Origin of the sequence: Candidatus Thiodictyon syntrophicum (genome assembly GCF_002813775.1) — a bacterium.
Classification (GTDB): domain Bacteria; phylum Pseudomonadota; class Gammaproteobacteria; order Chromatiales; family Chromatiaceae; genus Thiodictyon; species Thiodictyon syntrophicum.
Map to the genome: position 1 here is coordinate 5606846 of NZ_CP020370.1, position 21871 is coordinate 5628716.

The following is a 21871-nucleotide window of genomic DNA, read 5'->3' on the forward strand; positions in this document are numbered from 1 at the left end:
GTGGGTCTCGACTTGCCCCTCCTGCGACCTGAGAGCACGGGGAACTTCCATGTTCCGGGGTGACGGACGGCGCCCCTGATCGGGTCAGCACCTGGGGCGCCTTCGCCGCGCGGTTCGGCGGCCTTGATCATAGCTCCGGCCACAGGCCTTTCGGCAACTCGTCGCGGCCTGGGGGCCGCTCCTACGGCGTAGCAGCGGCCGCCAGGCCGCGACGGAAGTCACCCTCGAGGTGGCCGGAATAATGATCGAGGCCGATTCGGCGACCCCTCAGGCGGCCATGGCCAACCGCAGATCGGCCTGCGCATCGGCCCCGGTCAGGCGCAGGTCATAGCGTTCCTGCAGGATCTTGAAGACGTTGGGCGTAATGAAGGCCGGCGGATTGGGCCCCAGCGTGATCCCGCGGATACCCAGATGCAGCATGGTCAGGAACACGGCGATGGCCTTCTGCTCGAACCAACTGATCACGAGCGTCAGCGGCAGGTCGTTGACGCCGCAGTTGAAGGCCTTGGCCAGGGCGGCGGCCACGGCGATGGCGCCATAGGCGTCGTTGCACTGGCCCATGTCCATCAGGCGCGGAAGGCCCAGGTGCTCGCCATAGTCGTGGTCGCGGATGCGAAACTTGCCGCAGCCGAGCGTCAGGATGAATGAATCCGGCGGGGTCGCCTGGGCGTAGTCGGTGAAGTAGTTGCGACCCTTCTCAGCCCCGTCGCAGCCGCCGATGACGAAGAAGCGGCTGATCTTGCCGGCCTTGACCGCATCGACGATGGCCTGGGCCTGATCCAGCAGGACGGTGCGGTGGAAGCCGATGGTGGATTCGCCGGTGATGTGCTCTGCACAGGGGGGGCCGGCCAGGGCGGCGGCGATCACCGGGGAGAAGTCGCCATCGGTCAGGCGCTGGCCATTGGGCACGGCGGTGGCACGGGTGGTGAAGAGCCGGCCGCTGTAGCTCTGCGGGGGGATCAGGACGCAGTTGGTGGTGCCGAGCACCGGCCCCGGGAAGGCGGCAAACTCGCGCTTCTGGTCCTGCCAGGCGCCGCCGTAGTGGCCCGCCAGGTTGGGATGCGCGGCGAACTTGGCGTACATGTGGGCCGGGAGCATCTCGCCGTGGGTGTAGACCTTGATCGGGGTCCCTTCGACCTGTTTGAGCAGGTCCCAGAGGTCCAGCAGGTCATGGCCGGTGACCAGGATGCCGGGGCCGGCCTGGGTGCCCTCCTTGACCTTGATGGGGGCCGGTTTGCCGAAGGTTTCGACATGGCCCTCGTCGAGCAGTTGCATCACCCGCAGGTTCATCTCCCCGCATTTGAGACACAGTTCCAGCAGCGACTCCGGATCGAAGTTGACGTTGGTCATGGTCGCGAACAGGGCCTCTTCGATGAAGGCGGAGACCGCCTCATCGTGCTTGCCCAGTCGGCGCGCGTGGTTGGCGTAGGCGGCCATGCCCTTGAGCCCGTAGAGCAGGGTTTCCTGCAATGACTGGACGTCAGCGTCCTTACCGCAGGTGCCGGGGGAATTGACGCAGGCGGTCTGACGAAAGGTCTGTTCGCATTGATTGCAGTGCATGGGGGATACTCTCTTGCCGGGAATCGGGTCAGGTACGCATACGGCGTCGCTGCCGGCCCTTGGGAACAGGGACCGGTGAGCGGCCGGCGCTCGACGAGGAGTATCGATGGGTGCGGGCGGGATGGCCTTGACGCGAATCAAATCCACCGGGGCGGGACTCTGGTAGGGGCGGCAGCGGACGGCGGCACGCGCCCGACCTCACCCGGGGCCGCGGCGGCCTTGGTCATCGCTCCGGTTCGCGGCGCTCGGTCCGCACAGCGGACCCTACGGACTCGCGACAGCGCGGTCCGCACAGCGGACCCTACGGGCGCGAAGTCTGCCTGTAGGGTCCGCTGTGCGGACCGAGCGACATGCCCGGCACCGGTTTGGTCAGCGGGTCCCCGCGCCGCTCAGACCTTGGCCCCAAGCGTCTGCTGGATGTTCTGCACAACGGCCGCATCAAGGCCGGTCTTCCTGGCCAGGTCGGCCAGGTAGGCCACTTCCTGGGGGGTGTCGACCTCGATCGCCAGGAGCGAGGCGGCATAGACCTGGGCGGCCACCTCCTGGTTGGGGATGGCGGCGGCGAAGGCGTCGAGATCCAGGGGCTGGCGCAGTTCCTTCATGATCCAGGCCTCCGTATCCCCGGTCATGCCGGCCTCCTTGAGCTTGCCGACGATGCGGGTGATCTCGTCCGCACTCACCTCCCCGTCCGCCTTGGCGGCGTTGATCATGCCCTTGATGACCAACTCCGCGGTGTTCGCCAGGACCTGGTGGTCCGCCGGGGTCTGCGCCGCCGTCATACCGACTGGGACCGCGCCGCCGCTGAACACCGGCGCCGACCCACCCTCGGCCCCCTGACCGGCATTGGTCAGGGCCTTGTAGGCGATGCCTGCGAGCATCGCCAGGGCCCCGCCCTTGATGGCACCGGAGACTGAACTGCCGCCGCCGCCCAACAGGGACCCGAGCACGGCGCCAAGACCGGCCGCCTGCGCGGGGTTCTGGGAGGCATTGCCCAGCGTGGTCTTGGCCTGTGCCAGCACCTTCTCCAGGATGCCGCCGGCCCCTCCCTGGCGGTTGACCATGTTACCGACATTGGCCTGCAGGTCTTTGAGGACATTGCCGACCCGCTCCCCGCCGGAGGGGGACATCGTGTTCTGGATGAAGGTACCGACGAGTTCGCTCAAGTTCGCCATCGATCGCTCCGCGCTGGTGGTTGGTGGTATCGCGCAGGGGAGATAGCGTCGTCGAAACCCCTTTTCCAGTGTTACCCGGAATGAAATTGCACCGGATCGCCGGGCGCGAGTCCCAGCACCCGGTCGGCCCGCCCCTGGTTGACCGCGATCTCGACCAGGCCCAGGGCGTTCTCGTACCAGAACGCCTGCCCGGGGGGCACCTCGCAGAAGGTGCGGGCATACGCCAGGGTCCGCCCAGCCGCACGCAGTTGCGCCCCGGGCGGATCGGCAGGCGGGCGCAGCCCGCACATCAGGTTGCCATAGCCATCGACATAAACCACGAGTGGCATGTCGTCGGCCCAGTCTGCACCGACCAGGGCACCCGCCGCAAGATCGGTGAGCGGCACGGCCTCGCCGCGGCACAGGGCGGCGGCTACCGGGGCGAACCAGTCGCGCCCGTGAAAGCTGTTCGAGGTCCATGGGGGTTGCCAGTCGATGCGCCGTGGGCGCGCACCCTCGCGGCGCCGCGCGACCTGACTCAAGAGCCCATTGTCCGGACCGATGAACAGATCGTCTCCGGCCCCCAGGACCAGTCCCGCACGCTCGCCCCCGACACCGGGGTCCACCACACACAGGTAGAGGGTACCGTGCGGCATATCACGCACCAACGCGGGCAGGAGGTAGGCTGCCAGGTCCGGGCGAAAGGGCGGCAGGTCATGCACCAGGTCGATGACCGGGACACCGGACGGCTGGCCGGTGAGCCGCGCCATCACCTGGCCGACATAGATGCCGGGACCGAAGTCGGTCACCAGTACGATGCGTTCGATGGGGGCTTCATTCATGACATTACCGGCCAGCCAACAAAAAGCCGGGCAGAGCCCGGCTTCTTGAATCCAGCAAGAACGGCCGGCTCAGTCCTCGTCGGCCTCGGCGGCCGACGTGCGTTCGGGCCGGTCGACCAGTTCCACATAGGCCATCGGGGCTGCATCCCCGGCCCGGAAGCCGCACTTCAAGATGCGCAGGTAACCGCCGGGGCGGGCCTGATAACGGGGTCCAAGTTCGACGAACAGCTTGCCCACGACCTCCTTGTCGCGCAACCGGGCGAACGCCAGGCGACGCGTGTGGACCGAGTCGATCTTGGACAGCGTGATCAAAGGCTCCGCCACCCGACGCAATTCCTTGGCCTTGGGCAGCGTGGTCTGGATCAGTTCGTGCCGAAACAGGGACGCGGCCATGTTGCGAAACATCGCCTCGCGGTGCGAACTCGTTCTATTTAGGTGCCTTCCGGCTTTGCGGTGACGCATGGTCCGTGATCCCGGTATCTGTTAGCGAATGCTCAGTTCGTCGATGTTCTCAGGGGGCCAGTTCTCCAGGCGCATCCCCAGCGACAAACCACGAGTGGCAAGGACGTCCTTGATCTCCGTCAGGGACTTCTTGCCGAGATTCGGCGTCTTCAGCAGCTCCACCTCGGTGCGCTGGATCAGATCGCCGATCAGATAAATGTTCTCCGCCTTGAGACAATTGGCAGAGCGGACCGTCAGTTCCAGATCGTCCACCGGGCGCAACAGGATCGGGTCGATCGCCGGTCCCTGCGGAACCTCTTGGGCTGCGCCGTCGCTCGGGGCCGCGCCCTCGAGCGCCACGAAACTGGCCAGTTGATTCTGGAGAATCTGGGCAGCCCGCTGGATCGCCGACTTGGGGTCGATGGTCCCGTTGGTCTCCAGATCGATCACCAGACGGTCCAGATCGGTACGTTGCTCCACCCGCGCCGACTGGACCTCAATGGACACCCGCCGCATGGGGCTGAACGAGGCGTCCAGCGGCAGGCGGCCGATCGGCCGGTCCTCGGTCCCGTCGATGTCGCGCTGGGTCGCCGGCTCATAGCCGATACCCCGGCGCACCGTCAGGGTCATACTGAGTTCCGCATCCGTGGTGATGTTGGCGATGATCAGCCCCGGGTTGGCGATGACGCCCGAATGCCCCAGGTCGATATCCGCCGCGGTCACGGTACCCGGACCCTTCTTATTCAGCGCAAAGGTCGCCTCGTCCTTGCCGTTCAGCGAAATGGCAAGATTCTTGAGGTTGAGCAGGATCTCCAGCACATCTTCCTGGACGCCCGCCAGGGTGGTGTACTCGTGCAGAACACTGTTGATCTCCACCTCGGTGACGGCGCAGCCGGACATGGACGACAGGAGAATGCGCCGCAGGGCGTTCCCCAGGGTATGCCCAAAGCCCCGTTCCAGAGGCTCCAGAGACACGCGTGCATGATTCAGACTGCCGTCGACCGGTTCGACCTGAACAATCCGCGGACGTAGAAACTCGCCGATAGCTTCAGTCATTCGGTACCCCCTTGTGGAGTTACTCCTTACTTGGAGTACAGCTCGACGATCAGCGATTCATTGATGTCAGCAGGCAGGTCGGAGCGATCCGGAACACGCTTGAAAACACCCTTCAGGCCCTTGGTATCGACCTCGACCCAATCGGGAAAGCCATACTGCTCGGCCAAGGCCAGGGCGTTTTGTACGCGCACCTGCTTCTTCGCGGCCTCGCGGACCTCTACCGCATCCTCCGGACCCACCGGGAAGGACGCGACATTCACGACCCGCCCGTTGACGAGGATGCACTTATGGGAGACGAGTTGCCGCGCCTCGGCCCGGGTCGAACCGAAACCCATCCGGAACACGACGTTGTCGAGACGCCGCTCGAGCATCTGCAACAGGTTCTCACCGGTCGCACCCTTCGACTGCGCGGCCTTCATGTAATAGTTGCGGAACTGGCGCTCCAACAACCCGTAAATCCGCCGCACCTTCTGCTTCTCGCGCAACTGGACGCCGTAATCGGAGAGGCGGCGGCGCCGGTCCCCGGTCTGTCCGGGCTGCTTCTCCAGGTTGCACTTGGTATCGAGCGCGCGCGCCCGGCTCTTGAGGGAGAGATCCGTGCCCTCGCGTCGCGCCAGTTTGCAGGTTGGGCCTGTATAACGTGCCATTTTCTATAGCTCCCTCAGACGCGCCGCTTCTTGGGCGGGCGACAGCCGTTGTGCGGGATCGGTGTCACGTCAGTGATACTGGTGATCTTGAAACCGGCATTGTTGAGTGCGCGCACCGCGGACTCGCGCCCGGGGCCGGGGCCCTTCACATTCACGTCCAGATTGCGCACACCATATTCCTTGACCGCTTGACCGGCCTTGTCGGCCGCGACCTGGGCCGCGAACGGGGTGCTCTTGCGCGACCCGCGGAACCCTGAGCCGCCCGAGGTCGCCCACGCGAGCGCGTTGCCCTGGCGGTCAGTGATCGTGATGATGGTGTTGTTGAAGGAGGCATGGACGTGGGCAATCCCATCCGCCACCTGCTTCCGGACCTTTTTCTTTACGGTACGAGTCGGTTTAGCCATTCGCCTTTACCAGCCGGGGCGCATCATCTGCGCGGCCTTAACGCTTGATGGGACGCCGCGGTCCCTTGCGGGTCCGGGCGTTGGTACGGGTCCGCTGGCCACGCAACGGCAGCCCGCGACGATGACGGATGCCGCGGTTGCAGCCGAGGTCCATCAAGCGCTTGATGTTCATTGAGATCTCGCGCCGGAGATCACCTTCGACGGTGTATTTCGCCACCTCGCCGCGAAGCTTGTCCACTTCCTCCTCGGAGAGGCTCTGGACCTTGGTGGCGCGCGACACGCCTGCGGCGTCGCAGATTTCGCCGGCCCGCACCCGGCCAATACCGAAGATCGCGGTCAACGCGATCACTGTGTGCTTCTTTTCTGGAATGTTAACGCCGGCTATACGGGCCATGGCTCGAAACCCTCAGTTCCTGGATGCGGAGCGGTAAACCGCGTATCGTAACAGAAGTCTGGCCGGAGTCAACCAGACGATCGTCAACCCTGGCGCTGCTTGTGGCGCGGGTCCTTGCAGATGACCCGCACAATTCCGTTGCGCCGCACGATCTTGCAGTTGCGACACAGCTTCTTGACCGATGCTCGTACTTTCATTCTCTTCTCCTAAGGATTCATTCGCCCCGCGGGGCAGAGGCCCCGGCGGCCGCTGCGGCCGGCCGTCACGCACTGCTTGCGCGGGGGGCGCGGCCAGCGGATCATCCGGCGCCGACGGCGCGCTGACCGGGCCCGCCGGGCAGGTCTGGTCAGCAGGTGGTTAGCGCAACATGCCCGCGCCCGGCGCCTTGAGGTTCGCCTTTTTCATCAGGCCCTCGTACTGATGCGACATCAGATGGGCCTGGACCTGCGCCATGAAGTCCATGATCACGACCACTACGATCAACAGCGAGGTACCGCCGAAGTAGAAGGGGACGTGATAACCGACGATCAGAAACTCCGGCAGCAGACAGACGGCGGTGATATAGATGGCGCCCACCGCGGTCAGCCGGGTCATCACGGTATCGATATACTTGGCGGTCTGCTCACCGGGTCGGATACCCGGGATGAAGGCCCCGGAGCGCTTCAGGTTATCGGCGGTCTCGCGCGCATTGAACACGAGCGCCGTGTAAAAGAAACAGAAGAAGATGATCGCCGAGGCGTAGAGGATCACATAGATCGGCTCCCCCGGTGAGAGCTTCGAGGTGATATCCGAGATCCAGCGCAGCTTCTCGTCGTTCGCGAACCACTGCCCAAGGGTGCCGGGAAAGAGCAGGATGCTGGAGGCGAAGATCGGCGGAATCACGCCGGCCATGTTGATCTTCAACGGCAGATGTGTACTCTGCGCCTGCATGAGCTTGCGCCCCTGCTGCCGCCGCGCGTAGTTGACGGTGATGCGCCTTTGTGCGCGCTCCACGAAGACCACAAAGGCGGTCACCCCGACCACCATGGCGAGCATGACCAGCACGGCCATGGGGTTCATCTCCCCGTTCTCCACCAACACCAGGGTACCGCCGAGCGCCGCCGGCAGGCCCGCGACGATGCCGGAGAAGATGATCATCGAGATCCCATTGCCCACGCCGCGCTCGGTGATCTGCTCACCCAGCCACATCAGGAACATGGTCCCGGTAACCAACGACACCGTGGCGGTAAACACAAAGCCGACCCCGGCCTGGGTGACCAGCGACGTACCGCCGGCGGTCTGCCCCTGCAGGGCCATCGAGATTCCCAGCGCCTGGAAGGACGCGAGCACGACAGTCCCGTAGCGGGTGTATTGGGTGATCTTGCGCCGTCCCTGTTCGCCCTCCTTCTTCAACTGTTCGAGCTGCGGGATCACCGAGGTCATCAATTGCACGATGATCGACGCCGAGATATAGGGCATGACCCCCAGCGCAAACAGGCTGGCACGCTCCAGCGCACCCCCGGAGAACATGTTGAACATGTCCAGGATCGAGCCCTTGTTCTGCTCGAACAGCAGGGCCAGCGCGTGGGGGTTCACCCCGGGGACCGGAATGAAGGTGCCGATGCGATACACCAGCAGCGCCCCGACCAGGAAGAGCAGGCGCTGCTTCAGTTCGGTCAGGCGCCCCATCCCGGCAAGCGCCTGTCCCATCGATGAGGGGTTTTTAGCCATCGGCAGGGATCCTGATTATTCCTCGACCTTGCCGCCGGCCGCCTCGATCGCGGCGCGGGCACCCTTGGTGACACCGATACCGCGCACCGTCAGCGCCCGGGTGACGGCACCGGAAACGATGATCTTGGCCCCCGTGGTCGAACGCTTGATCAGGCCCGCCCGCAGGAGTGCCGCCAGGTCCACGACCTCACCCTCGATCCGACCGAGTTCGCCCAGGCGAATCTCCTCGAAGGCCGAGGCGGTCCGGGAGCGAAAGCCGACTTTGGGCAGGCGACGCTGCAAGGGCATCTGGCCACCCTCGAAACCCACCTTGTGGTAGCCGCCCGCTCGGGACTTCTGCCCCTTGTGGCCGCGCCCGCCGGTCTTGCCCAGGCCACTGCCGATCCCGCGGCCGCGGCGCTTGGCGGGGGCCTTGCTTCCGGCATCGGGCTTCAAATCGTTAAGACGCATCTGGGGCCTCCTCGACAACCTTGACCATATAGGAGACGGCGTTGACCATGCCGCGGGTGCAGGCACTGTCCTCGACCGCCACCACCTGGTGCATCCGCCGCAACCCCAGGCCGCGCACGCAGGCCTTGTGGGTGGCCAGACGCCCGTGCATGCTGCGCACGAGCGTGACCTTCATCATCTTCTTGTCGGGCGTGTTCGTTGGCATTGCCTACCCCAGAATCTGCTCGACCGTCTTGCCGCGCTTGGCGGCAATGGTCTCGGGATCAGTCATCCCCTTGAGACCCGCGACGGTGGCGCGCACCACATTGATCGGATTGTTGGTGCCGATGCACTTGGCGAGTACGTTCGCCACGCCCAGCACCTCGAAGACCGCGCGCATCGCACCGCCGGCGATGATCCCGGTACCGTCGGAGGCGGGCATCATGAACACCTTCGCCGCCCCGTGCCGTCCCTGCAGCGGATACTGCAGGGTGGTGCCCCGGAGTTTGACGTCGATCATGTTCTTGCGGGCGCTCTCCATGGCCTTTTGGATCGCCACCGGCACTTCACGGGCCTTGCCGCGCCCATAGCCGACCCGGCCCTTGCCGTCACCGACCACCGTCAGCGCGGCAAACCCGAACTGACGGCCGCCTTTGACTACCTTGGCGACACGGTTGACCGCCACCAGCTTTTCCAGAAGGCCATCGCCTTCCGGCTTGGGATTGAAGTTCGACATGGTACAGCCCCTAGAATTTCAGTCCGCCCTCGCGGGCAGCGTCGGCGAGCGCCTTCATGCGCCCGTGATAGCGGAACCCGGAGCGGTCGAACGCCACCTTTTCAATTCCCTTCGACAGGGCGCGCTCTGCGATCGCCTTGCCGATGGTTGCCGCGGCGCCCGCGTTACCCTTATGCCCCTCGATCGATTGGCGGAAATCCTTTTCGACCGTGGATGCGCTGACGACCACCTTATCCCCTTCCGGGGCGATGATCTGCGCATAGATGTGTTGCGGCGTGCGGTGAACGCACAGCCGATACTCACCCAGTTCGCGAATCTTGGCGCGGGTACGAGCCGCCCGACGCAACCGAGCCTGTTTCTTGTCCATTGGCTATACCCCTTATTTCTTCTTGGCTTCCTTACGCAGGACATCCTCGTCCGCGTAACGAACACCCTTGCCTTTGTAGGGCTCCGGCGGACGGTAGGCGCGGATCTCCGCCGCTACCTGACCCACCCGCTGGCGGTCGGCCCCACTGACGATGATCTCAGTCTGGGTAGGGGTCACGATGGTGATACCGGCCGGGACCGGATAGTCTACCGGATGCGAGAACCCAAGGCTCAGCGTCAACACCTCGCCCTTGGCCGCGGCCCGATAGCCGACGCCGACCAGGGTCAACTTGCGTGAAAACCCGGTGCTGCAGCCCACCACCATGTTGTTGAGCACGGCCCGGGTGGTCCCGGCCATGGCCCAGGCACCCGCCTGACCGGCGGCCGGCGCGACGGAGATGACCCCATCGTCAAGCACGACCGTGACCGTGGGGTGAACCGTCCACTCCAGGGAGCCCTTGGTGCCCTCGACCTTTACAGACTGACCAGCCAATTGCACCGTGATCCCCTTGGGGACGGCAATCGGGGCCTTTGCGACGCGTGACATAGCTGTTCCCCCTACGCCACGAAGGCGATGATTTCGCCGCCGTGACCCGCCTGGCGGGCCGCACGGTCGGTCATCAGCCCCTGCGAAGTAGACACGATCGCCACGCCCAGACCAGCCCACACACGGGGCAGCTCCCCATGGCTGCGGTAGATACGCAACCCGGGCCGGGAGACGCGCTTCAGAAATTCAATCACGGGCTTACCGCGATAGTATTTGAGCTTGACGACCAGTTGCGCCTTGCAACCGTTGGTCTCGACCTGCACGTCGGCGATATAGCCCTCCTCCTTCAGCAAGTTCGCAATGGCGAGCTTCTTCTTGGAGGACGGCATCAAGATCGTGATCTTGCCGCGCTGCTGGCCGTTGCGGATGCGTGTCAGCATGTCCGCAATCGGATCCGACATACTCATGTGCTGCTCCTAAAGAACACGGTTGTGGGTCAGACCACCAACATGGCGCGATACCCGAGATTCCACTGGCGATCCGGCCATCGCCGGATGCACCGCACGGCGTTCCTACCAACTCGCCTTGACGACACCCGGCACGTCGCCGCGCATCACGGCCTCACGCAGCTTGTTGCGCGAGAGCCCGAATTTCCGATAGACCGCGTGGGGCCGCCCGGTGATCCGGCAGCGTAACATCTGGCGCGTCGGACTGGCATCGCGCGGCAGCTTTTGCAGCTTCGCGAGCGCCTCGTCGAGCTGCTCAGGGGTCGCCTTGCGGTCGTTGATCACGGCCTTGAGAGCGGCGCGCTTGGACGCGAACTTGGCAGCGATCTCGCTGCGCCGCTGGTCACGGACGATCATGCTGGTCTTCGCCATGGTGTTTCCTTGAGTACCGGCCGCTTCAGTTGCGGAAAGGGAAATTGAACGCCACAAGGAGGGCACGGGCCTCCTCGTCAGTGCGCGCCGAGGTGGTGATCGTGATGTCGAGACCGCGCAGGGTGTCGATCTTGTCGTAATCGATCTCCGGAAACATGATCTGTTCCTTCACGCCCATGGAGTAGTTTCCGCGCCCGTCGAAGGACTTGCCGCTCAGGCCGCGAAAGTCGCGGATACGGGGGATGGCGATGTTGATCAGTCGATCCAGGAACTCGTACATCCGTTCGCGGCGCAGGGTCACCTTGCAACCGATCGGCCAGCCGTCACGGATCTTGAAGGCGGCGACCGACAGCCTGGCCTTGGTCACGATCGGCTGCTGCCCGGCAATGGCGCGCATGTCACCAACCGCGAAATCCATGACCTTCTTGTCGGCGATGGCCTCGCCCACACCCATGTTCAGGGTGATCTTCTCGATCCGCGGCACCTGCATGACACTGCGGAAGCCGAATTTCTCCTTCAGCTCACCGACAATGCGCTCGCGGTATACAGTCTGCAATCTGGACATTTCGCTACCTAACTTATTCCAAGGCCGGGCGGTGACGTGGGACTCAGACGTCGACCACTTCGCCATTCGATTTGAACACCCGGACCTTGCGGCCGTCGTCGAGGACCTTGAACCCCACACGATCGCCGGCACCCTTCTGCGGGTTGTAGAGCGCGACATTGGAGATGGCAAGCGGCATCGCCTTGTCGATGATGCCCCCGGCCTGTCCCTTCTGGGGATTGGCCTTTTGGTGCTTCTTGACCATGTTCACGTTCTCGACCAGGACCAGGTCGTCGGCAAGCAGCTTGAGGATGGTACCCCGCTTGCCCTTGTCCCGTCCGGTGATGACGATCACGTCATCGCCTTTCTTGATCTTTTGCATGGCAGCAGCTCCTTACAGCACTTCGGGTGCGAGTGAAATGATCTTCATGAACCGCTCGCCGCGCAGTTCGCGCGTCACGGGTCCGAAGATGCGCGTGCCGATGGGCTGGAGCTGGTTGTTCAGGAGCACCGCCGCATTACCATCGAAGCGGATGGCCGAGCCGTCGGGGCGCCGCACACCCTTGCGGGTACGCACCACCACCGCGTTGTAGACATCGCCCTTCTTGACCTTGCCCCGCGGGATCGCGTCCTTGACGGTGACCTTGATCACATCGCCGATGCCGGCGTAGCGTCGATGCGAGCCGCCGAGCACCTTGATGCACATGACGTTCCGGGCGCCGCTGTTGTCGGCGACGCTCAGATGGGTTTGCATCTGAATCATTGTTCTCTACCTAGTGTTGCTGATGGCGACGGCCGCATACGACAAAGACCGGGGACCGCACGGCAGGCCCTGGGGGTTCCTAGCGGGCCTTCTCGACGATTTCGAGCAGGCGCCAGCTCTTGGTCTTCGACAAAGGCCGGCACTGTTCCACCCGCACCAAGTCACCCTCGCCGCAGGCGTTGGCCTCGTCATGGGCATGGATCTTGGTCGAGCGGGTCAGAAACTTGCCGTACAGGGGGTGCTTCACCCGGCGCTCGATCAACACGGTGACTGTCTTGTCCATCGCGCTGCTGACCACGCGGCCACTTAAGGTCCGGTTGATCTGGTTCTCGTCGCTCATGATTTCGCGCCCGCCTGCAATTCTGTCATCACCGTCTTGATCCGTGCGATCTCACGGCGTACCGCCCGCATCAGGGAGGGGCGGGTGAGTTGCCCCACACCCCGCTGCATACGCAGATTGAACTGCTCGCGCAGGAGACCCTCAAGTTGCTCCTGAAGCGTCTCGGGGCTCTTGGTCCGAAGCTCTTTCGCCTTCATCACAGAATCGTCCGTCGCTCAAAGGTGGTCTGTATCGGCAGCTTGGCCGCCGCCAACGTAAAGGCTTCACGGGCCAGGTCTTCGCTGATCCCCTCGATCTCGTAGAGGACCCGGCCGGGCTGAATCAGCGCAACCCAGTACTCGACGTTACCCTTGCCCTTACCCATACGGACTTCCAGGGGCTTCTTCGACACCGGCTTGTCCGGGAAGACGCGGATCCACAGCTTGCCGCCACGTTTGACCTTGCGGCTGATCGCGCGGCGCGCGGCCTCGATCTGGCGGGCGGTCAGGCGTCCGCGACCGATCGCCTTGAGTCCGAACTCGCCGAACGAAACCCGGTTGCCGCTCTGGGCCAGACCGCGATTGCGCCCGGTCTGTTGCTTTCGGTACTTGGTGCGTTTCGGTTGCAGCATGACTTAACCCCTTTCCCGCTCGCGTTCACGTTCCCGACGCGCGGGCTGCTTGACGACCGGCTCTTCGGGAAGTTGATCGCCGAAGACCTCGCCCTTGAAGATCCAGACCTTGACCCCGAGCACGCCGTAGGTGGTGCGGGCCTCGGCGAAGCCGTAATCGATATCGGCACGCAGGGTGTGCAACGGCACCCGCCCCTCACGCGCCCACTCGTTACGTGCGATTTCAGCACCGTTCAAACGCCCCGCCACGGCGACCTTGATGCCTTCGGCACCCAGGCGCATCGTATTCTGCAGCGCCCGCTTGACGGCCCGCCGGAACATGATACGGCGCTCCAACTGCTGGGCAATCCCTTCGGCTACCAACTGGGCGTCGAGTTCCGGCTTGCGGATCTCCTCGATGCTGATATGCACCGGTACCCCGAGGATCGCCGACACCTTGGCGCGCAGCTTGTCGATGTCCTCGCCCTTCTTGCCGATCACCACACCCGGGCGCGCCGTGTGGATGGTGATGTGGGCGTTTTTGGCGGGGCGGTTGATCTGGATGCGGCTCACGGAGGCGCTCGCCAATTCCTTCTTCAGGAAGGCGCGCACCGCGAGATCCTTGTTGAGCATGTCCGCGTAATCACGCGTGTTGGCATACCACTTGGACGTCCAATCTTTGACGATGCCCAAACGGAAGCCGATCGGATGAACTTTCTGTCCCATACTGGTCCCCTGGCCCCTTAGGCTTCCGCCACCGTCAAGGTGATATGACTGGTCCGCTTCATGATGCGATTGGCGCGCCCCTTGGCCCGCGGCATGATTCGCTTCATCGTCGGCCCCTCGTTGACCTGGATCGACTCGACCCGCAAGGCATCGATATCCGCGCCGGCGTTGTGCTCGGCGTTTGCGATCGCGGACTCAAGCACCTTCTTGATCAACTCGGCACCCTTCTTGGTGCTGAAGGCGAGGGTGTTGAGGGCTTGCTCGACGTGTTGACCGCGAATCTGGTCGGCGACCAGCCGCGCCTTTTGCGCGGATATTCGGGCATATTTCAATTTTGCTTCGGCTCGCATCTCAGGCACTCCGGCTACTTCTTCTTCGCCTTCTTGTCGGCGGCGTGACCCCGGTAAGTCCGGGTGAGCGCGAATTCGCCGAGCTTGTGGCCGATCATGTTTTCGTTGACGAGCACCGGAATGTGCTGACGTCCGTTATGGACCGCGATGGTCAGACCTACCATCTCTGGGAGGACCATGGAGCGGCGCGACCAAGTCTTAATTGGGCGCTTGCTGTTTTGCGCGACCGCCTCTTCCACCTTCTTCGCCAGGTGGTGGTCGATAAAGGGTCCCTTTCTAACTGAACGTGGCACTTCAGAACCTCGTCTTGCTTACTTGCGGGTTTACTTACGGCCGCGACGGCGCACAATCATGCCGTCCGTCCGCTTGTTCTTACGCGTCTTGTAGCCCTTCGTCGGCACACCCCAGGGGGTTACCGGATGACGGCCACCGGAGGTACGACCTTCGCCGCCGCCGTGGGGATGGTCGACCGGGTTCATGACGACACCACGAACCGTCGGACGGACGCCACGCCAGCGGGTCGCACCCGCCTTGCCGAGCTTGCGGAGATTGTTCTCCGTGTTGCCTACCTCACCGATCGCCGCCCTGCAATCGGTATGAACCTTTCTCATCTCGCCGCTGCGCAGACGCAGCGTCGCATACTCGCCTTCGCGGGCAACCAGTTGCGCCGAGGCCCCGGCCGAGCGCGCCAATTGCGCACCCTTGCCCGGGCGCATCTCGATACAGTGCACCTGGGCACCCACCGGGACATAGCGCAGCGGCATACAGTTGCCGACACTGATCGGCGCGCCCTCGCCGGACTGCACCCGCCCGCCGGTCTTGAGTCCCTTGGCGGCAATGATGTAACGACGCTCGCCGTCAGCGTACTTCAGCAGGGCCAAATGGGCACTGCGGTTCGGGTCATACTCCAACCGCTCAACCACCGCGGGGATCCCGTCCTTTTGGCGCTTGAAGTCGACGATCCGGTAGTGCTGCTTATGGCCGCCGCCCTGATGGCGCACCGTGATGCGCCCCTGGTTGTTACGACCACCATGGCGCGTCTGATTCTCCACCAGGGGGTGGTAGGGGGCGCCCTTGTGCAGGTCCGGTGACACCACCCTGACGACAAACCGGCGTCCGGGGGAGGTCGGTTTGGACTTTACGATTGGCATGTTCGTCTATCCGCTTGATCCGGCTTTGGTCCGGGTTAGTGGGGCCGGGCTCAGGCGCCGACGCCGAAATCGATGTTGTGCCCGGGCTTCAACCGGACATAGGCCTTGCGCCAATCCTGACGCCGGCCCAGGCGCTTACCGACGCGCTTTTCCTTGCCCTTGACGTTGACCACCTGGACGCCCGCCACCTCGACCTCGAACATCAGTTCGACCGCGCGGCCGATCTCGCGCTTGTCGGCGTCGGTGACGACGCGAAAGCCGTACTGGTCGGAATCGGCAATCCGGGCGGTCTTCTCCGACACCAGGGGTCCCAGCAGCACCTTCATCAGCCGTTCTTTGTTCTGGCCAGGGTTCATGACAGACGCTCCTCCAGCTTGCGGACGGCCGCCTGCGTGGCGACCACGGTCTCGAATGCCATCAGGCTGACCGGGTCCACTTCCTGGGCGGACATGACGTCCACGCCCGGGAGGTTGCGCGCTGCCAGATAGAGATTCTCATCGAGTTCATCGGTGATGATCAGGCAATCCGTCACCGCGAGCCCCTTCAGCAGCCCGAGCAGTTCCTTGGTCTTGGGCGCGGCGACCGCGAAGTCCCCGACGACGACCAGACGCTCGGAGCGGGCCAGTTCGGACAGGATCGAGCAGACGGCCCCGCGGTACATCTTGCGGTTGACCTTTTGCGTGTAATCCCGCGGCCGGGACGCGAAGGTCACGCCGCCGTGACGCCACAGGGGACCGCGCGAGGTGCCGGCCCGGGCACGCCCAGTCCCCTTCTGTCGCCAGGGCTTTTGCCCACCGCCGGAAACCTCCGCGCGCGTCTTCTGGGCACTGGTGCCGGAGCGCGCCCCGGCGAGATAAGCGGTGACGACCTGATGGATCAGCCCGGTCTTGAGTTCGACGCCGAACACGGCATCGGAGACCTCGACCCTGGCACCACCGGCGTCATTTCGAATCACGAGATCCATGACTATTTGCCCTTGTTCTTGTACTTCACGGACGGCACCACGACCAGGCGTCCGCCGGTGGGGCCGGGCACGCCGCCCCGGATCAGCAGCAGGTTGCGCTCGGCATCCACCCGCACCACCTCCAGGCTCTGCTGGCAACGGGTCACGGCACCCAGGTGGCCGGCCATCTTCTTGCCTTTCCAGACGCGGCCCGGGGATTGGTTCTGACCGATGGAGCCCGGCGCCCGGTGCGAGACCGAGTTACCGTGGGTGGCATCCTGGGTGCGGAAGTGGTGGCGCCGCACGCCGCCGGAGAAGCCGCGACCCTTGGTCACGCCGCGCACGTCCACCATCTGCCCCGGGGCGAAGATCCCGACCGAGATCTCCTGCCCGACCGCCAACTCCGCGCCCTCGTCGCCCTCCAGGCGGAACTCGCCCAGACACTCGCCGGCCTCGACACCGGCCTTGGCGTAGTGTCCAGCCATCGGCTTGGTCACCCGCGACGCCCGGCGGGTCCCGAAGGCCACCTGCACGGCGCGATAGCCGTCGGTGTCCGCGGTCTTGACCTGGCTCACCCGATTCGGGGGGACCTCGACCACCGTCACCGGGATGTTTTCCCCGGCCTCGGTAAAGATGCGGGTCATGCCGGCTTTACGCCCGATCACTCCAATCGTCATGATTGCGCCCTCAGCTCAGCTTGATCTGGACGTCGACGCCCGCCGCCAGGTCCAGTTTCATCAGCGCATCGACGGTCTTGTCGGTAGGATCGACAATATCCATCAGGCGCTTATGGGTACGCAGTTCGTATTGGTCGCGCGCGTCCTTGTTGACGTGCGGGGAGACCAATACGGTCCAGCGCTCCTTCTTGGATGGCAGTGGTACGGGGCCGCGAACCTGGGCGCCGGTGCGCTTGGCGGTATCGACGATTTCGCGTGCCGACTGATCGATCAGGCGGTGGTCGAAGGCCTTCAGGCGTATGCGGATTCTTTGGTTGTTCATTGACCTACTCGAGGATCTTGGCGACGACGCCGGCGCCGACGGTGCGGCCACCCTCACGGATGGCAAAACGCAGCCCGTCTTCCATGGCAATCGGGTTGATCAGCTTGATCACCATCTTCACGTTGTCCCCCGGCATCACCATCTCGATGCCCTCCGGCAGGGTGCAGGCACCCGTGACGTCGGTGGTGCGGAAGTAGAACTGCGGACGGTAACCGTTGAAGAACGGGGTGTGACGCCCGCCTTCTTCCTTGGATAAGATGTACACTTCGGCCTCGAAGTGGGTGTGCGGGGTGATGCTCTTGGGCTTGGCCAACACCTGGCCGCGCTCCACGTCCTCCCGCTTGGTGCCGCGCAACAGCACGCCGATGTTGTCCCCGGCCTGCCCCTGATCGAGCAGCTTGCGGAACATCTCCACGCCGGTGCAGATGGTCTTGGTGGTGTCGTGGATGCCGACGATCTCGACCTCCTCACCCACCTTGACGATGCCGCGCTCCACCCGCCCGGTCACCACGGTGCCGCGCCCGGAGATCGAGAACACGTCCTCGATCGGCATCAGGAAGGGGCCGTCGATGGCGCGCACCGGCTGCGGGATATAGCTGTCGATCGCGTCCATCAGCTTGTCGATGGATTGGGTGCCGTATTCGGAGGCGTCCCCTTCCATGGCGAGCTTGGCCGAACCGATGATGATCGGGGTGTCGTCGCCGGGGAAGTCGTAGCTCTGGAGCAGCTCGCGCACCTCCAGTTCCACCAGTTCCAGCAGCTCGGCGTCGTCGACCATGTCGGCCTTGTTCATGTAGACGACGATATAGGGCACGCCGACCTGACGCGCCAGCAGGATGTGCTCGCGGGTCTGGGGCATGGGGCCGTCGGCCGCCGACACGACCAGGATGGCACCGTCCATCTGCGCCGCGCCGGTGATCATGTTCTTCACATAGTCGGCGTGTCCGGGGCAGTCGACGTGCGCATAGTGGCGCGCCTTGCTTTCGTATTCGACGTGCGCCGTGGCGATCGTGATGCCGCGTTCGCGCTCTTCCGGGGCGTTGTCGATCTGGTCATAGGCGCGCGCCACACCGCCGAATTTCTTCGCCTGGTGCATGGTGATGGCGGCCGTCAGCGTGGTCTTGCCATGATCGACGTGACCGATCGTGCCCACATTCAGGTGCGGCTTGGTGCGCGAAAATTTTTCTTTGGACATCCCGATCTTCCCGTATCACTCGTTACTGTTTCTTGGCGACCGCCTCGGCAATGCTGGCGGGCACCTCGTTGTACTTGGCGAACTCCATGCTGTAGGTCGCCCGCCCCTGAGTGGCGGAACGAAGGTCCGTGGCATAACCGAACATTTGGGCCAAAGGCACCTCGGCGCGGATGGTCTTGCCGGTCACGGTGTCTTCCATGCCCTGGATCATGCCGCGGCGGCTGTTCAGGTCGCCCATGACATCGCCCATGTTCTCTTCGGGCGTGACCACCTCGACCTTCATGATCGGTTCCAGCAGCTTCGGCTTGGCCTTGGCGCAGGCCTCCTTGAAGGCCATGGAACCGGCGATCTTGAACGCCATTTCGCTCGAATCCACTTCGTGATACGAGCCGTCGTAGAGGGTGACCTTGACGTCCACCACCGGGAAGCCGGCCAGTATACCGTTACGCATCGCCTCCTGGATACCTTTATCGACCGCCGGGATATACTCCTTGGGGATGACGCCGCCGACGATGCCGTTGACGAACTCGTAGCCCTTGCCGGCCTCCTGCGGTTCCAGCTTGATGTAGACGTGACCATACTGGCCGCGCCCACCGGTCTGCCGGGCAAACTTGGTCTCTTGCTGCACCGCGTTGCGGATCGTCTCGCGGTAGCTGACCTGCGGCGCGCCGACATTGGCCTCCACATGGAATTCACGCCGCATCCGGTCGACGATGATCTCCAGGTGCAGTTCACCCATGCCGGAGATGATGGTCTGGCTCGATTCCTCGTCGGTGCGGACGCGGAACGACGGATCTTCCTGGGCCAGCTTCTGCAGGGCCATGCCCATCTTCTCCTGGTCGCTCTTGGTCTTCGGCTCCACGGCCACCGAGATGACCGGCTCCGGAAACTCCATGCGCTCCAAGGTGATAACCTGGTTCAGGTCACACAGCGTATCCCCGGTCGTGACATCCTTGAGACCCACCGCCGCGGCGATATCGCCGGCATGGACCTCCCGGATCTCGTGCCGATCGTTGGCGTGCATCTGGAGCATCCGCCCGAGGCGCTCCTTGCGGCCCCGCACCGGGTTGTAGACGCTGTCACCGGAGTTCAGCACACCCGAATAGACGCGGAAAAAGGTCAGGGTCCCGACAAAGGGATCGGTCGCGATCTTGAACGCCAGGGCCGCGAAGGGGGCATCGTCCGAGGCCGGGCGCTCGCCCTGGCTCTCGTCCTTGTCGTCCAGGATGCCGGTAATCGCGGGCACGTCGAGCGGCGAGGGCATGTAATCCAGCACGCCGTCCAGCATCGCCTGCACGCCCTTGTTCTTGAAGGCGGAACCGCACAGCATCGGCGTGATCTCGCTCTTCAAGGTCCGCGCGCGGATGCCGAACTTGATCTCCTCCTCCGTCAGTGCGATCCCTTCCAGGTACTTCTCCATCAACTCTTCGCTGCCCTCGGCAGCGGCTTCGATCATCTTTTCACGCCATTCGTTGCATTCGTCGAGCATCTCCGCCGGGATCTCGGCGTACTCGAACTTCATTCCCTTGGACTCTTCGTCCCAGATGATCGCCTTCATCTTGACCAGATCGACCACGCCCACGAAGTTTTCTTCGGCGCCGATCGGCAACTGCAGCGGGACCGGGGTGGCACCCAGGCGGTCCTTCAACTGCTGCACGACGCGCAGGAAGTTGGCCCCCATGCGGTCCATCTTGTTGACGAAACCCAGGCGCGGCACGCCGTACTTATTGGCCTGGCGCCACACGGTCTCGGACTGGGGCTCGACACCGCCGACCGCGCAGAACAGGGCGCAGGCCCCGTCCAGGACGCGCAACGACCGCTCCACCTCGATGGTGAAGTCGACGTGTCCGGGGGTGTCGATGATATTGATCCGGTGCTCGAGGCGGCCGAGATCCATGCCCTTCCAGAAACAGGTGGTCGCGGCCGACGTGATCGTGATGCCGCGCTCCTGCTCCTGCACCATCCAGTCCATGGTGGCGGCGCCGTCGTGCACCTCACCGATCTTGTGGGACACGCCGGTGTAATACAGGACGCGCTCGGTCGTGGTGGTCTTTCCGGCGTCGATGTGCGCCATGATACCAATGTTGCGATAGCGCTCGATGGGGGTGCTGCGTGCCACGACTATTTCCGTCCTGCAAGTAAAAAAAGAACTGCGAGCCGACAACTACCAGCGGTAATGAGAGAAGGCCTTGTTCGCCTCTGCCATCCGGTGGGTATCTTCCTTCTTCTTGACGGCGGAGCCGCGGGAGTCGGCCGCATCCATCAGTTCGCCGGCCAGGCGCAGGGCCATGGACTTCTCGGAACGCTTGCGCGCCGCATCGATCAGCCAGCGCATGGCGAGCGAGTTGCGCCGGGTCGGGCGCACCTCGACCGGGACCTGATAGGTCGCACCGCCGACGCGCCGGGACTTGACCTCGACGACCGGACGGACGTTGTCCATCGCCTGCTCAAGGAGGGTGATCGGCGGACCACCCTTCTTGGTCGCTACCTGGTCCAGCGCGGTATAGATAATCCGCTCGGCGACCGACTTCTTGCCGTCTTCCATCAGCATATTGATGAACTTGGTCAACAACTCGCTTCCGTGCTTGGGATCCGGCAGGATCTGACGGCGTGCGGCTACGCGTCTTCTGGGCATCTTCTAGGCTCCGACCTACGTGACTGGGTACTTGCGCCGCGCTGCCCTGTGCCCCACTTAAGAGACCAGGGCAGCGCCGGCGGAGATTATTTCTTCGGACGCTTGGCGCCGTACTTGGACCGGCCCTGGCGGCGCTTCTCGACCCCGGAGGTGTCCAGGGTGCCGCGAATGGTGTGGTAACGCACACCCGGCAAGTCTTTGACGCGCCCACCGCGGATCAGCACCACGGAGTGCTCCTGGAGGTTGTGCCCTTCGCCGCCGATGTAGGAAGCGACCTCAAAGCCGTTGGTGAGGCGCACACGGGCAACCTTACGCAGGGCCGAGTTCGGCTTCTTCGGCGTCGTAGTGTACACACGGGTACAGACACCCCGGCGCTGCGGACAAGACTCCAGCGCCGGCACGTTGCTCTTTTCAACGTCGCGCTTGCGAGGCTTGCGCACCAGTTGGTTGATCGTTGCCATTCAATCGGTCTCCAGCGGCGCCCTCGCGCCAGTCTCAACGCAGCAATTCGCTTGCGACAAAATCGCCACCGCCT

General features: G+C 64.0%; 35 protein-coding genes. All 35 read right to left on the bottom strand.

The features are described 5' to 3' along the window. Positions 1-267 precede the first annotated feature (267 nt). The 35 genes from hcp to rpsL all read right to left on the bottom strand — a co-directional run bounded on the left by hcp (position 268) and on the right by rpsL (position 21797). A complete protein-coding gene (gene hcp / locus THSYN_RS23770; protein WP_100921324.1) occupies positions 268-1560 on the bottom strand; it encodes a hydroxylamine reductase in 1293 nt (430 codons plus the stop codon). 389 nt (positions 1561-1949) lie between these two features. Next, positions 1950-2732, bottom strand: a complete 783-nt coding sequence (locus tag THSYN_RS23775; protein WP_100921325.1) for a tellurite resistance TerB family protein — start codon at positions 2730-2732, stop codon at positions 1950-1952. 71 nt (positions 2733-2803) lie between these two features. Next, positions 2804-3553, bottom strand: a complete 750-nt coding sequence (locus THSYN_RS23780) for an SAM hydrolase/SAM-dependent halogenase family protein (protein ID WP_100921326.1) — start codon at positions 3551-3553, stop codon at positions 2804-2806. 69 nt (positions 3554-3622) lie between these two features. Beyond that, on the bottom strand, positions 3623-4015 hold the full coding sequence (rplQ, locus tag THSYN_RS23785; protein ID WP_100921327.1) for a 50S ribosomal protein L17: 393 nt from the start codon (positions 4013-4015) through the stop codon (positions 3623-3625). Between the two features lie 21 nt (positions 4016-4036). Then, the gene (locus tag THSYN_RS23790; protein ID WP_100921328.1) at positions 4037-5050 is read right to left on the bottom strand and encodes a DNA-directed RNA polymerase subunit alpha; all 1014 of its coding nucleotides are present in this window, start codon (positions 5048-5050) and stop codon (positions 4037-4039) included. A gap of 26 nt (positions 5051-5076) precedes the next feature. Continuing rightward, complete coding sequence (gene rpsD / locus THSYN_RS23795; protein WP_100921329.1) at positions 5077-5697, bottom strand: 30S ribosomal protein S4; 621 nt, start codon at positions 5695-5697, stop codon at positions 5077-5079. 14 nt (positions 5698-5711) lie between these two features. Continuing rightward, a complete protein-coding gene (gene rpsK / locus THSYN_RS23800; protein WP_100921330.1) occupies positions 5712-6101 on the bottom strand; it encodes a 30S ribosomal protein S11 in 390 nt (129 codons plus the stop codon). A 37-nt stretch (positions 6102-6138) separates the two neighbouring features. Beyond that, positions 6139-6495 carry a 30S ribosomal protein S13 gene (rpsM, locus tag THSYN_RS23805; RefSeq protein WP_100921331.1) on the bottom strand — a complete coding sequence of 119 codons (357 nt, stop codon included), beginning with the start codon at positions 6493-6495 and terminating at the stop codon, positions 6139-6141. An 83-nt stretch (positions 6496-6578) separates the two neighbouring features. Next, complete coding sequence (rpmJ, locus tag THSYN_RS23810) at positions 6579-6692, bottom strand: 50S ribosomal protein L36 (RefSeq protein WP_083925006.1); 114 nt, start codon at positions 6690-6692, stop codon at positions 6579-6581. A gap of 160 nt (positions 6693-6852) precedes the next feature. After that, positions 6853-8205: a preprotein translocase subunit SecY gene (gene secY / locus THSYN_RS23815; RefSeq protein ID WP_100921332.1), complete on the bottom strand. Its 1353-nt coding sequence runs from the start codon at positions 8203-8205 to the stop codon at positions 6853-6855. 15 nt (positions 8206-8220) lie between these two features. Then, the gene (gene rplO / locus THSYN_RS23820) at positions 8221-8655 is read right to left on the bottom strand and encodes a 50S ribosomal protein L15 (protein ID WP_100921333.1); all 435 of its coding nucleotides are present in this window, start codon (positions 8653-8655) and stop codon (positions 8221-8223) included. Then, a complete protein-coding gene (gene rpmD, locus THSYN_RS23825) occupies positions 8645-8860 on the bottom strand; it encodes a 50S ribosomal protein L30 (protein ID WP_100921334.1) in 216 nt (71 codons plus the stop codon). The genes rplO and rpmD overlap by 11 nt, the downstream gene beginning before the upstream one ends. A 3-nt stretch (positions 8861-8863) precedes the next feature. Further along, a complete protein-coding gene (rpsE, locus tag THSYN_RS23830) occupies positions 8864-9370 on the bottom strand; it encodes a 30S ribosomal protein S5 (protein ID WP_100921335.1) in 507 nt (168 codons plus the stop codon). A 10-nt stretch (positions 9371-9380) separates the two neighbouring features. After that, positions 9381-9737 (bottom strand): 50S ribosomal protein L18, encoded by a 357-nt coding sequence (gene rplR / locus THSYN_RS23835; protein ID WP_100921336.1) that lies wholly within the window; start codon positions 9735-9737, stop codon positions 9381-9383. 12 nt (positions 9738-9749) lie between these two features. Next, a complete protein-coding gene (gene rplF, locus THSYN_RS23840; protein ID WP_100921337.1) occupies positions 9750-10283 on the bottom strand; it encodes a 50S ribosomal protein L6 in 534 nt (177 codons plus the stop codon). Between the two features lie 11 nt (positions 10284-10294). After that, on the bottom strand, positions 10295-10690 hold the full coding sequence (gene rpsH / locus THSYN_RS23845; protein ID WP_100921338.1) for a 30S ribosomal protein S8: 396 nt from the start codon (positions 10688-10690) through the stop codon (positions 10295-10297). A 105-nt stretch (positions 10691-10795) separates the two neighbouring features. Further along, entirely contained in the window at positions 10796-11101 is a 306-nt protein-coding gene (gene rpsN, locus THSYN_RS23850; protein WP_100921339.1) for a 30S ribosomal protein S14, read from the bottom strand. Positions 11102-11126: 25 nt separating this feature from the next. Beyond that, the gene (gene rplE, locus THSYN_RS23855) at positions 11127-11666 is read right to left on the bottom strand and encodes a 50S ribosomal protein L5 (protein WP_100921340.1); all 540 of its coding nucleotides are present in this window, start codon (positions 11664-11666) and stop codon (positions 11127-11129) included. A 43-nt stretch (positions 11667-11709) separates the two neighbouring features. Beyond that, positions 11710-12027: a 50S ribosomal protein L24 gene (gene rplX / locus THSYN_RS23860; protein ID WP_100921341.1), complete on the bottom strand. Its 318-nt coding sequence runs from the start codon at positions 12025-12027 to the stop codon at positions 11710-11712. Positions 12028-12039: 12 nt separating this feature from the next. Continuing rightward, on the bottom strand, positions 12040-12408 hold the full coding sequence (gene rplN / locus THSYN_RS23865) for a 50S ribosomal protein L14 (protein WP_100921342.1): 369 nt from the start codon (positions 12406-12408) through the stop codon (positions 12040-12042). A 79-nt stretch (positions 12409-12487) separates the two neighbouring features. After that, positions 12488-12748: a 30S ribosomal protein S17 gene (gene rpsQ, locus THSYN_RS23870; protein ID WP_100921343.1), complete on the bottom strand. Its 261-nt coding sequence runs from the start codon at positions 12746-12748 to the stop codon at positions 12488-12490. Beyond that, positions 12745-12945 carry a 50S ribosomal protein L29 gene (gene rpmC, locus THSYN_RS23875; protein ID WP_100921344.1) on the bottom strand — a complete coding sequence of 67 codons (201 nt, stop codon included), beginning with the start codon at positions 12943-12945 and terminating at the stop codon, positions 12745-12747. The genes rpsQ and rpmC overlap by 4 nt, the downstream gene beginning before the upstream one ends. Beyond that, positions 12945-13358 carry a 50S ribosomal protein L16 gene (rplP, locus tag THSYN_RS23880; RefSeq protein WP_100921345.1) on the bottom strand — a complete coding sequence of 138 codons (414 nt, stop codon included), beginning with the start codon at positions 13356-13358 and terminating at the stop codon, positions 12945-12947. The genes rpmC and rplP overlap by 1 nt, the downstream gene beginning before the upstream one ends. Positions 13359-13361: 3 nt before the next feature. After that, positions 13362-14063 (bottom strand): 30S ribosomal protein S3, encoded by a 702-nt coding sequence (gene rpsC / locus THSYN_RS23885; RefSeq protein ID WP_100921346.1) that lies wholly within the window; start codon positions 14061-14063, stop codon positions 13362-13364. Positions 14064-14080: 17 nt separating this feature from the next. Further along, positions 14081-14413, bottom strand: a complete 333-nt coding sequence (gene rplV / locus THSYN_RS23890; RefSeq protein ID WP_100921347.1) for a 50S ribosomal protein L22 — start codon at positions 14411-14413, stop codon at positions 14081-14083. A gap of 14 nt (positions 14414-14427) precedes the next feature. Further along, entirely contained in the window at positions 14428-14706 is a 279-nt protein-coding gene (rpsS, locus tag THSYN_RS23895) for a 30S ribosomal protein S19 (RefSeq protein WP_100921348.1), read from the bottom strand. Between the two features lie 30 nt (positions 14707-14736). Then, a complete protein-coding gene (rplB, locus tag THSYN_RS23900; protein WP_100921349.1) occupies positions 14737-15564 on the bottom strand; it encodes a 50S ribosomal protein L2 in 828 nt (275 codons plus the stop codon). 50 nt (positions 15565-15614) lie between these two features. Then, entirely contained in the window at positions 15615-15920 is a 306-nt protein-coding gene (gene rplW / locus THSYN_RS23905; protein ID WP_100921350.1) for a 50S ribosomal protein L23, read from the bottom strand. Beyond that, a complete protein-coding gene (gene rplD / locus THSYN_RS23910) occupies positions 15917-16528 on the bottom strand; it encodes a 50S ribosomal protein L4 (protein WP_100921351.1) in 612 nt (203 codons plus the stop codon). Before rplD ends, rplW begins: the two co-directional genes overlap by 4 nt. Before the next feature lie 2 nt (positions 16529-16530). Further along, a complete protein-coding gene (gene rplC / locus THSYN_RS23915; protein ID WP_100921352.1) occupies positions 16531-17184 on the bottom strand; it encodes a 50S ribosomal protein L3 in 654 nt (217 codons plus the stop codon). Positions 17185-17194: 10 nt separating this feature from the next. After that, positions 17195-17506 (bottom strand): 30S ribosomal protein S10, encoded by a 312-nt coding sequence (gene rpsJ / locus THSYN_RS23920; protein ID WP_100921353.1) that lies wholly within the window; start codon positions 17504-17506, stop codon positions 17195-17197. A 4-nt stretch (positions 17507-17510) separates the two neighbouring features. Next, the gene (tuf, locus tag THSYN_RS23925) at positions 17511-18701 is read right to left on the bottom strand and encodes an elongation factor Tu (RefSeq protein ID WP_100918275.1); all 1191 of its coding nucleotides are present in this window, start codon (positions 18699-18701) and stop codon (positions 17511-17513) included. A gap of 22 nt (positions 18702-18723) precedes the next feature. Next, entirely contained in the window at positions 18724-20820 is a 2097-nt protein-coding gene (fusA, locus tag THSYN_RS23930; RefSeq protein ID WP_100921354.1) for an elongation factor G, read from the bottom strand. 45 nt (positions 20821-20865) lie between these two features. Then, a complete protein-coding gene (gene rpsG, locus THSYN_RS23935) occupies positions 20866-21336 on the bottom strand; it encodes a 30S ribosomal protein S7 (protein ID WP_100921355.1) in 471 nt (156 codons plus the stop codon). An 86-nt stretch (positions 21337-21422) separates the two neighbouring features. Continuing rightward, positions 21423-21797 carry a 30S ribosomal protein S12 gene (gene rpsL, locus THSYN_RS23940; protein ID WP_100921356.1) on the bottom strand — a complete coding sequence of 125 codons (375 nt, stop codon included), beginning with the start codon at positions 21795-21797 and terminating at the stop codon, positions 21423-21425. Positions 21798-21871: the final 74 nt, after the last annotated feature.

Bases quoted from the DNA above. Each gene is read 5' to 3' on its own strand.
- hcp (WP_100921324.1), bottom strand. From the start codon at position 1,560: ATGCACTGCAATCAATGCGAACAGACCTTTCGTCAGACCGCCTGCGTC.
- THSYN_RS23775 (WP_100921325.1), bottom strand. From the start codon at position 2,732: ATGGCGAACTTGAGCGAACTCGTCGGTACCTTCATCCAGAACACGATG.
- THSYN_RS23780 (WP_100921326.1), bottom strand. From the start codon at position 3,553: ATGAATGAAGCCCCCATCGAACGCATCGTACTGGTGACCGACTTCGGT.
- rplQ (WP_100921327.1), bottom strand. From the start codon at position 4,015: ATGCGTCACCGCAAAGCCGGAAGGCACCTAAATAGAACGAGTTCGCAC.
- THSYN_RS23790 (WP_100921328.1), bottom strand. From the start codon at position 5,050: ATGACTGAAGCTATCGGCGAGTTTCTACGTCCGCGGATTGTTCAGGTC.
- rpsD (WP_100921329.1), bottom strand. From the start codon at position 5,697: ATGGCACGTTATACAGGCCCAACCTGCAAACTGGCGCGACGCGAGGGC.
- rpsK (WP_100921330.1), bottom strand. From the start codon at position 6,101: ATGGCTAAACCGACTCGTACCGTAAAGAAAAAGGTCCGGAAGCAGGTG.
- rpsM (WP_100921331.1), bottom strand. From the start codon at position 6,495: ATGGCCCGTATAGCCGGCGTTAACATTCCAGAAAAGAAGCACACAGTG.
- rpmJ (WP_083925006.1), bottom strand. From the start codon at position 6,692: ATGAAAGTACGAGCATCGGTCAAGAAGCTGTGTCGCAACTGCAAGATC.
- secY (WP_100921332.1), bottom strand. From the start codon at position 8,205: ATGGCTAAAAACCCCTCATCGATGGGACAGGCGCTTGCCGGGATGGGG.
- rplO (WP_100921333.1), bottom strand. From the start codon at position 8,655: ATGCGTCTTAACGATTTGAAGCCCGATGCCGGAAGCAAGGCCCCCGCC.
- rpmD (WP_100921334.1), bottom strand. From the start codon at position 8,860: ATGCCAACGAACACGCCCGACAAGAAGATGATGAAGGTCACGCTCGTG.
- rpsE (WP_100921335.1), bottom strand. From the start codon at position 9,370: ATGTCGAACTTCAATCCCAAGCCGGAAGGCGATGGCCTTCTGGAAAAG.
- rplR (WP_100921336.1), bottom strand. From the start codon at position 9,737: ATGGACAAGAAACAGGCTCGGTTGCGTCGGGCGGCTCGTACCCGCGCC.
- rplF (WP_100921337.1), bottom strand. From the start codon at position 10,283: ATGTCACGCGTCGCAAAGGCCCCGATTGCCGTCCCCAAGGGGATCACG.
- rpsH (WP_100921338.1), bottom strand. From the start codon at position 10,690: ATGAGTATGTCGGATCCGATTGCGGACATGCTGACACGCATCCGCAAC.
- rpsN (WP_100921339.1), bottom strand. From the start codon at position 11,101: ATGGCGAAGACCAGCATGATCGTCCGTGACCAGCGGCGCAGCGAGATC.
- rplE (WP_100921340.1), bottom strand. From the start codon at position 11,666: ATGTCCAGATTGCAGACTGTATACCGCGAGCGCATTGTCGGTGAGCTG.
- rplX (WP_100921341.1), bottom strand. From the start codon at position 12,027: ATGCAAAAGATCAAGAAAGGCGATGACGTGATCGTCATCACCGGACGG.
- rplN (WP_100921342.1), bottom strand. From the start codon at position 12,408: ATGATTCAGATGCAAACCCATCTGAGCGTCGCCGACAACAGCGGCGCC.
- rpsQ (WP_100921343.1), bottom strand. From the start codon at position 12,748: ATGAGCGACGAGAACCAGATCAACCGGACCTTAAGTGGCCGCGTGGTC.
- rpmC (WP_100921344.1), bottom strand. From the start codon at position 12,945: ATGAAGGCGAAAGAGCTTCGGACCAAGAGCCCCGAGACGCTTCAGGAG.
- rplP (WP_100921345.1), bottom strand. From the start codon at position 13,358: ATGCTGCAACCGAAACGCACCAAGTACCGAAAGCAACAGACCGGGCGC.
- rpsC (WP_100921346.1), bottom strand. From the start codon at position 14,063: ATGGGACAGAAAGTTCATCCGATCGGCTTCCGTTTGGGCATCGTCAAA.
- rplV (WP_100921347.1), bottom strand. From the start codon at position 14,413: ATGCGAGCCGAAGCAAAATTGAAATATGCCCGAATATCCGCGCAAAAG.
- rplB (WP_100921349.1), bottom strand. From the start codon at position 15,564: ATGCCAATCGTAAAGTCCAAACCGACCTCCCCCGGACGCCGGTTTGTC.
- rplW (WP_100921350.1), bottom strand. From the start codon at position 15,920: ATGAACCCTGGCCAGAACAAAGAACGGCTGATGAAGGTGCTGCTGGGA.
- rplD (WP_100921351.1), bottom strand. From the start codon at position 16,528: ATGGATCTCGTGATTCGAAATGACGCCGGTGGTGCCAGGGTCGAGGTC.
- rplC (WP_100921352.1), bottom strand. From the start codon at position 17,184: ATGACGATTGGAGTGATCGGGCGTAAAGCCGGCATGACCCGCATCTTT.
- rpsJ (WP_100921353.1), bottom strand. From the start codon at position 17,506: ATGAACAACCAAAGAATCCGCATACGCCTGAAGGCCTTCGACCACCGC.
- tuf (WP_100918275.1), bottom strand. From the start codon at position 18,701: ATGTCCAAAGAAAAATTTTCGCGCACCAAGCCGCACCTGAATGTGGGC.
- rpsG (WP_100921355.1), bottom strand. From the start codon at position 21,336: ATGCCCAGAAGACGCGTAGCCGCACGCCGTCAGATCCTGCCGGATCCC.
- rpsL (WP_100921356.1), bottom strand. From the start codon at position 21,797: ATGGCAACGATCAACCAACTGGTGCGCAAGCCTCGCAAGCGCGACGTT.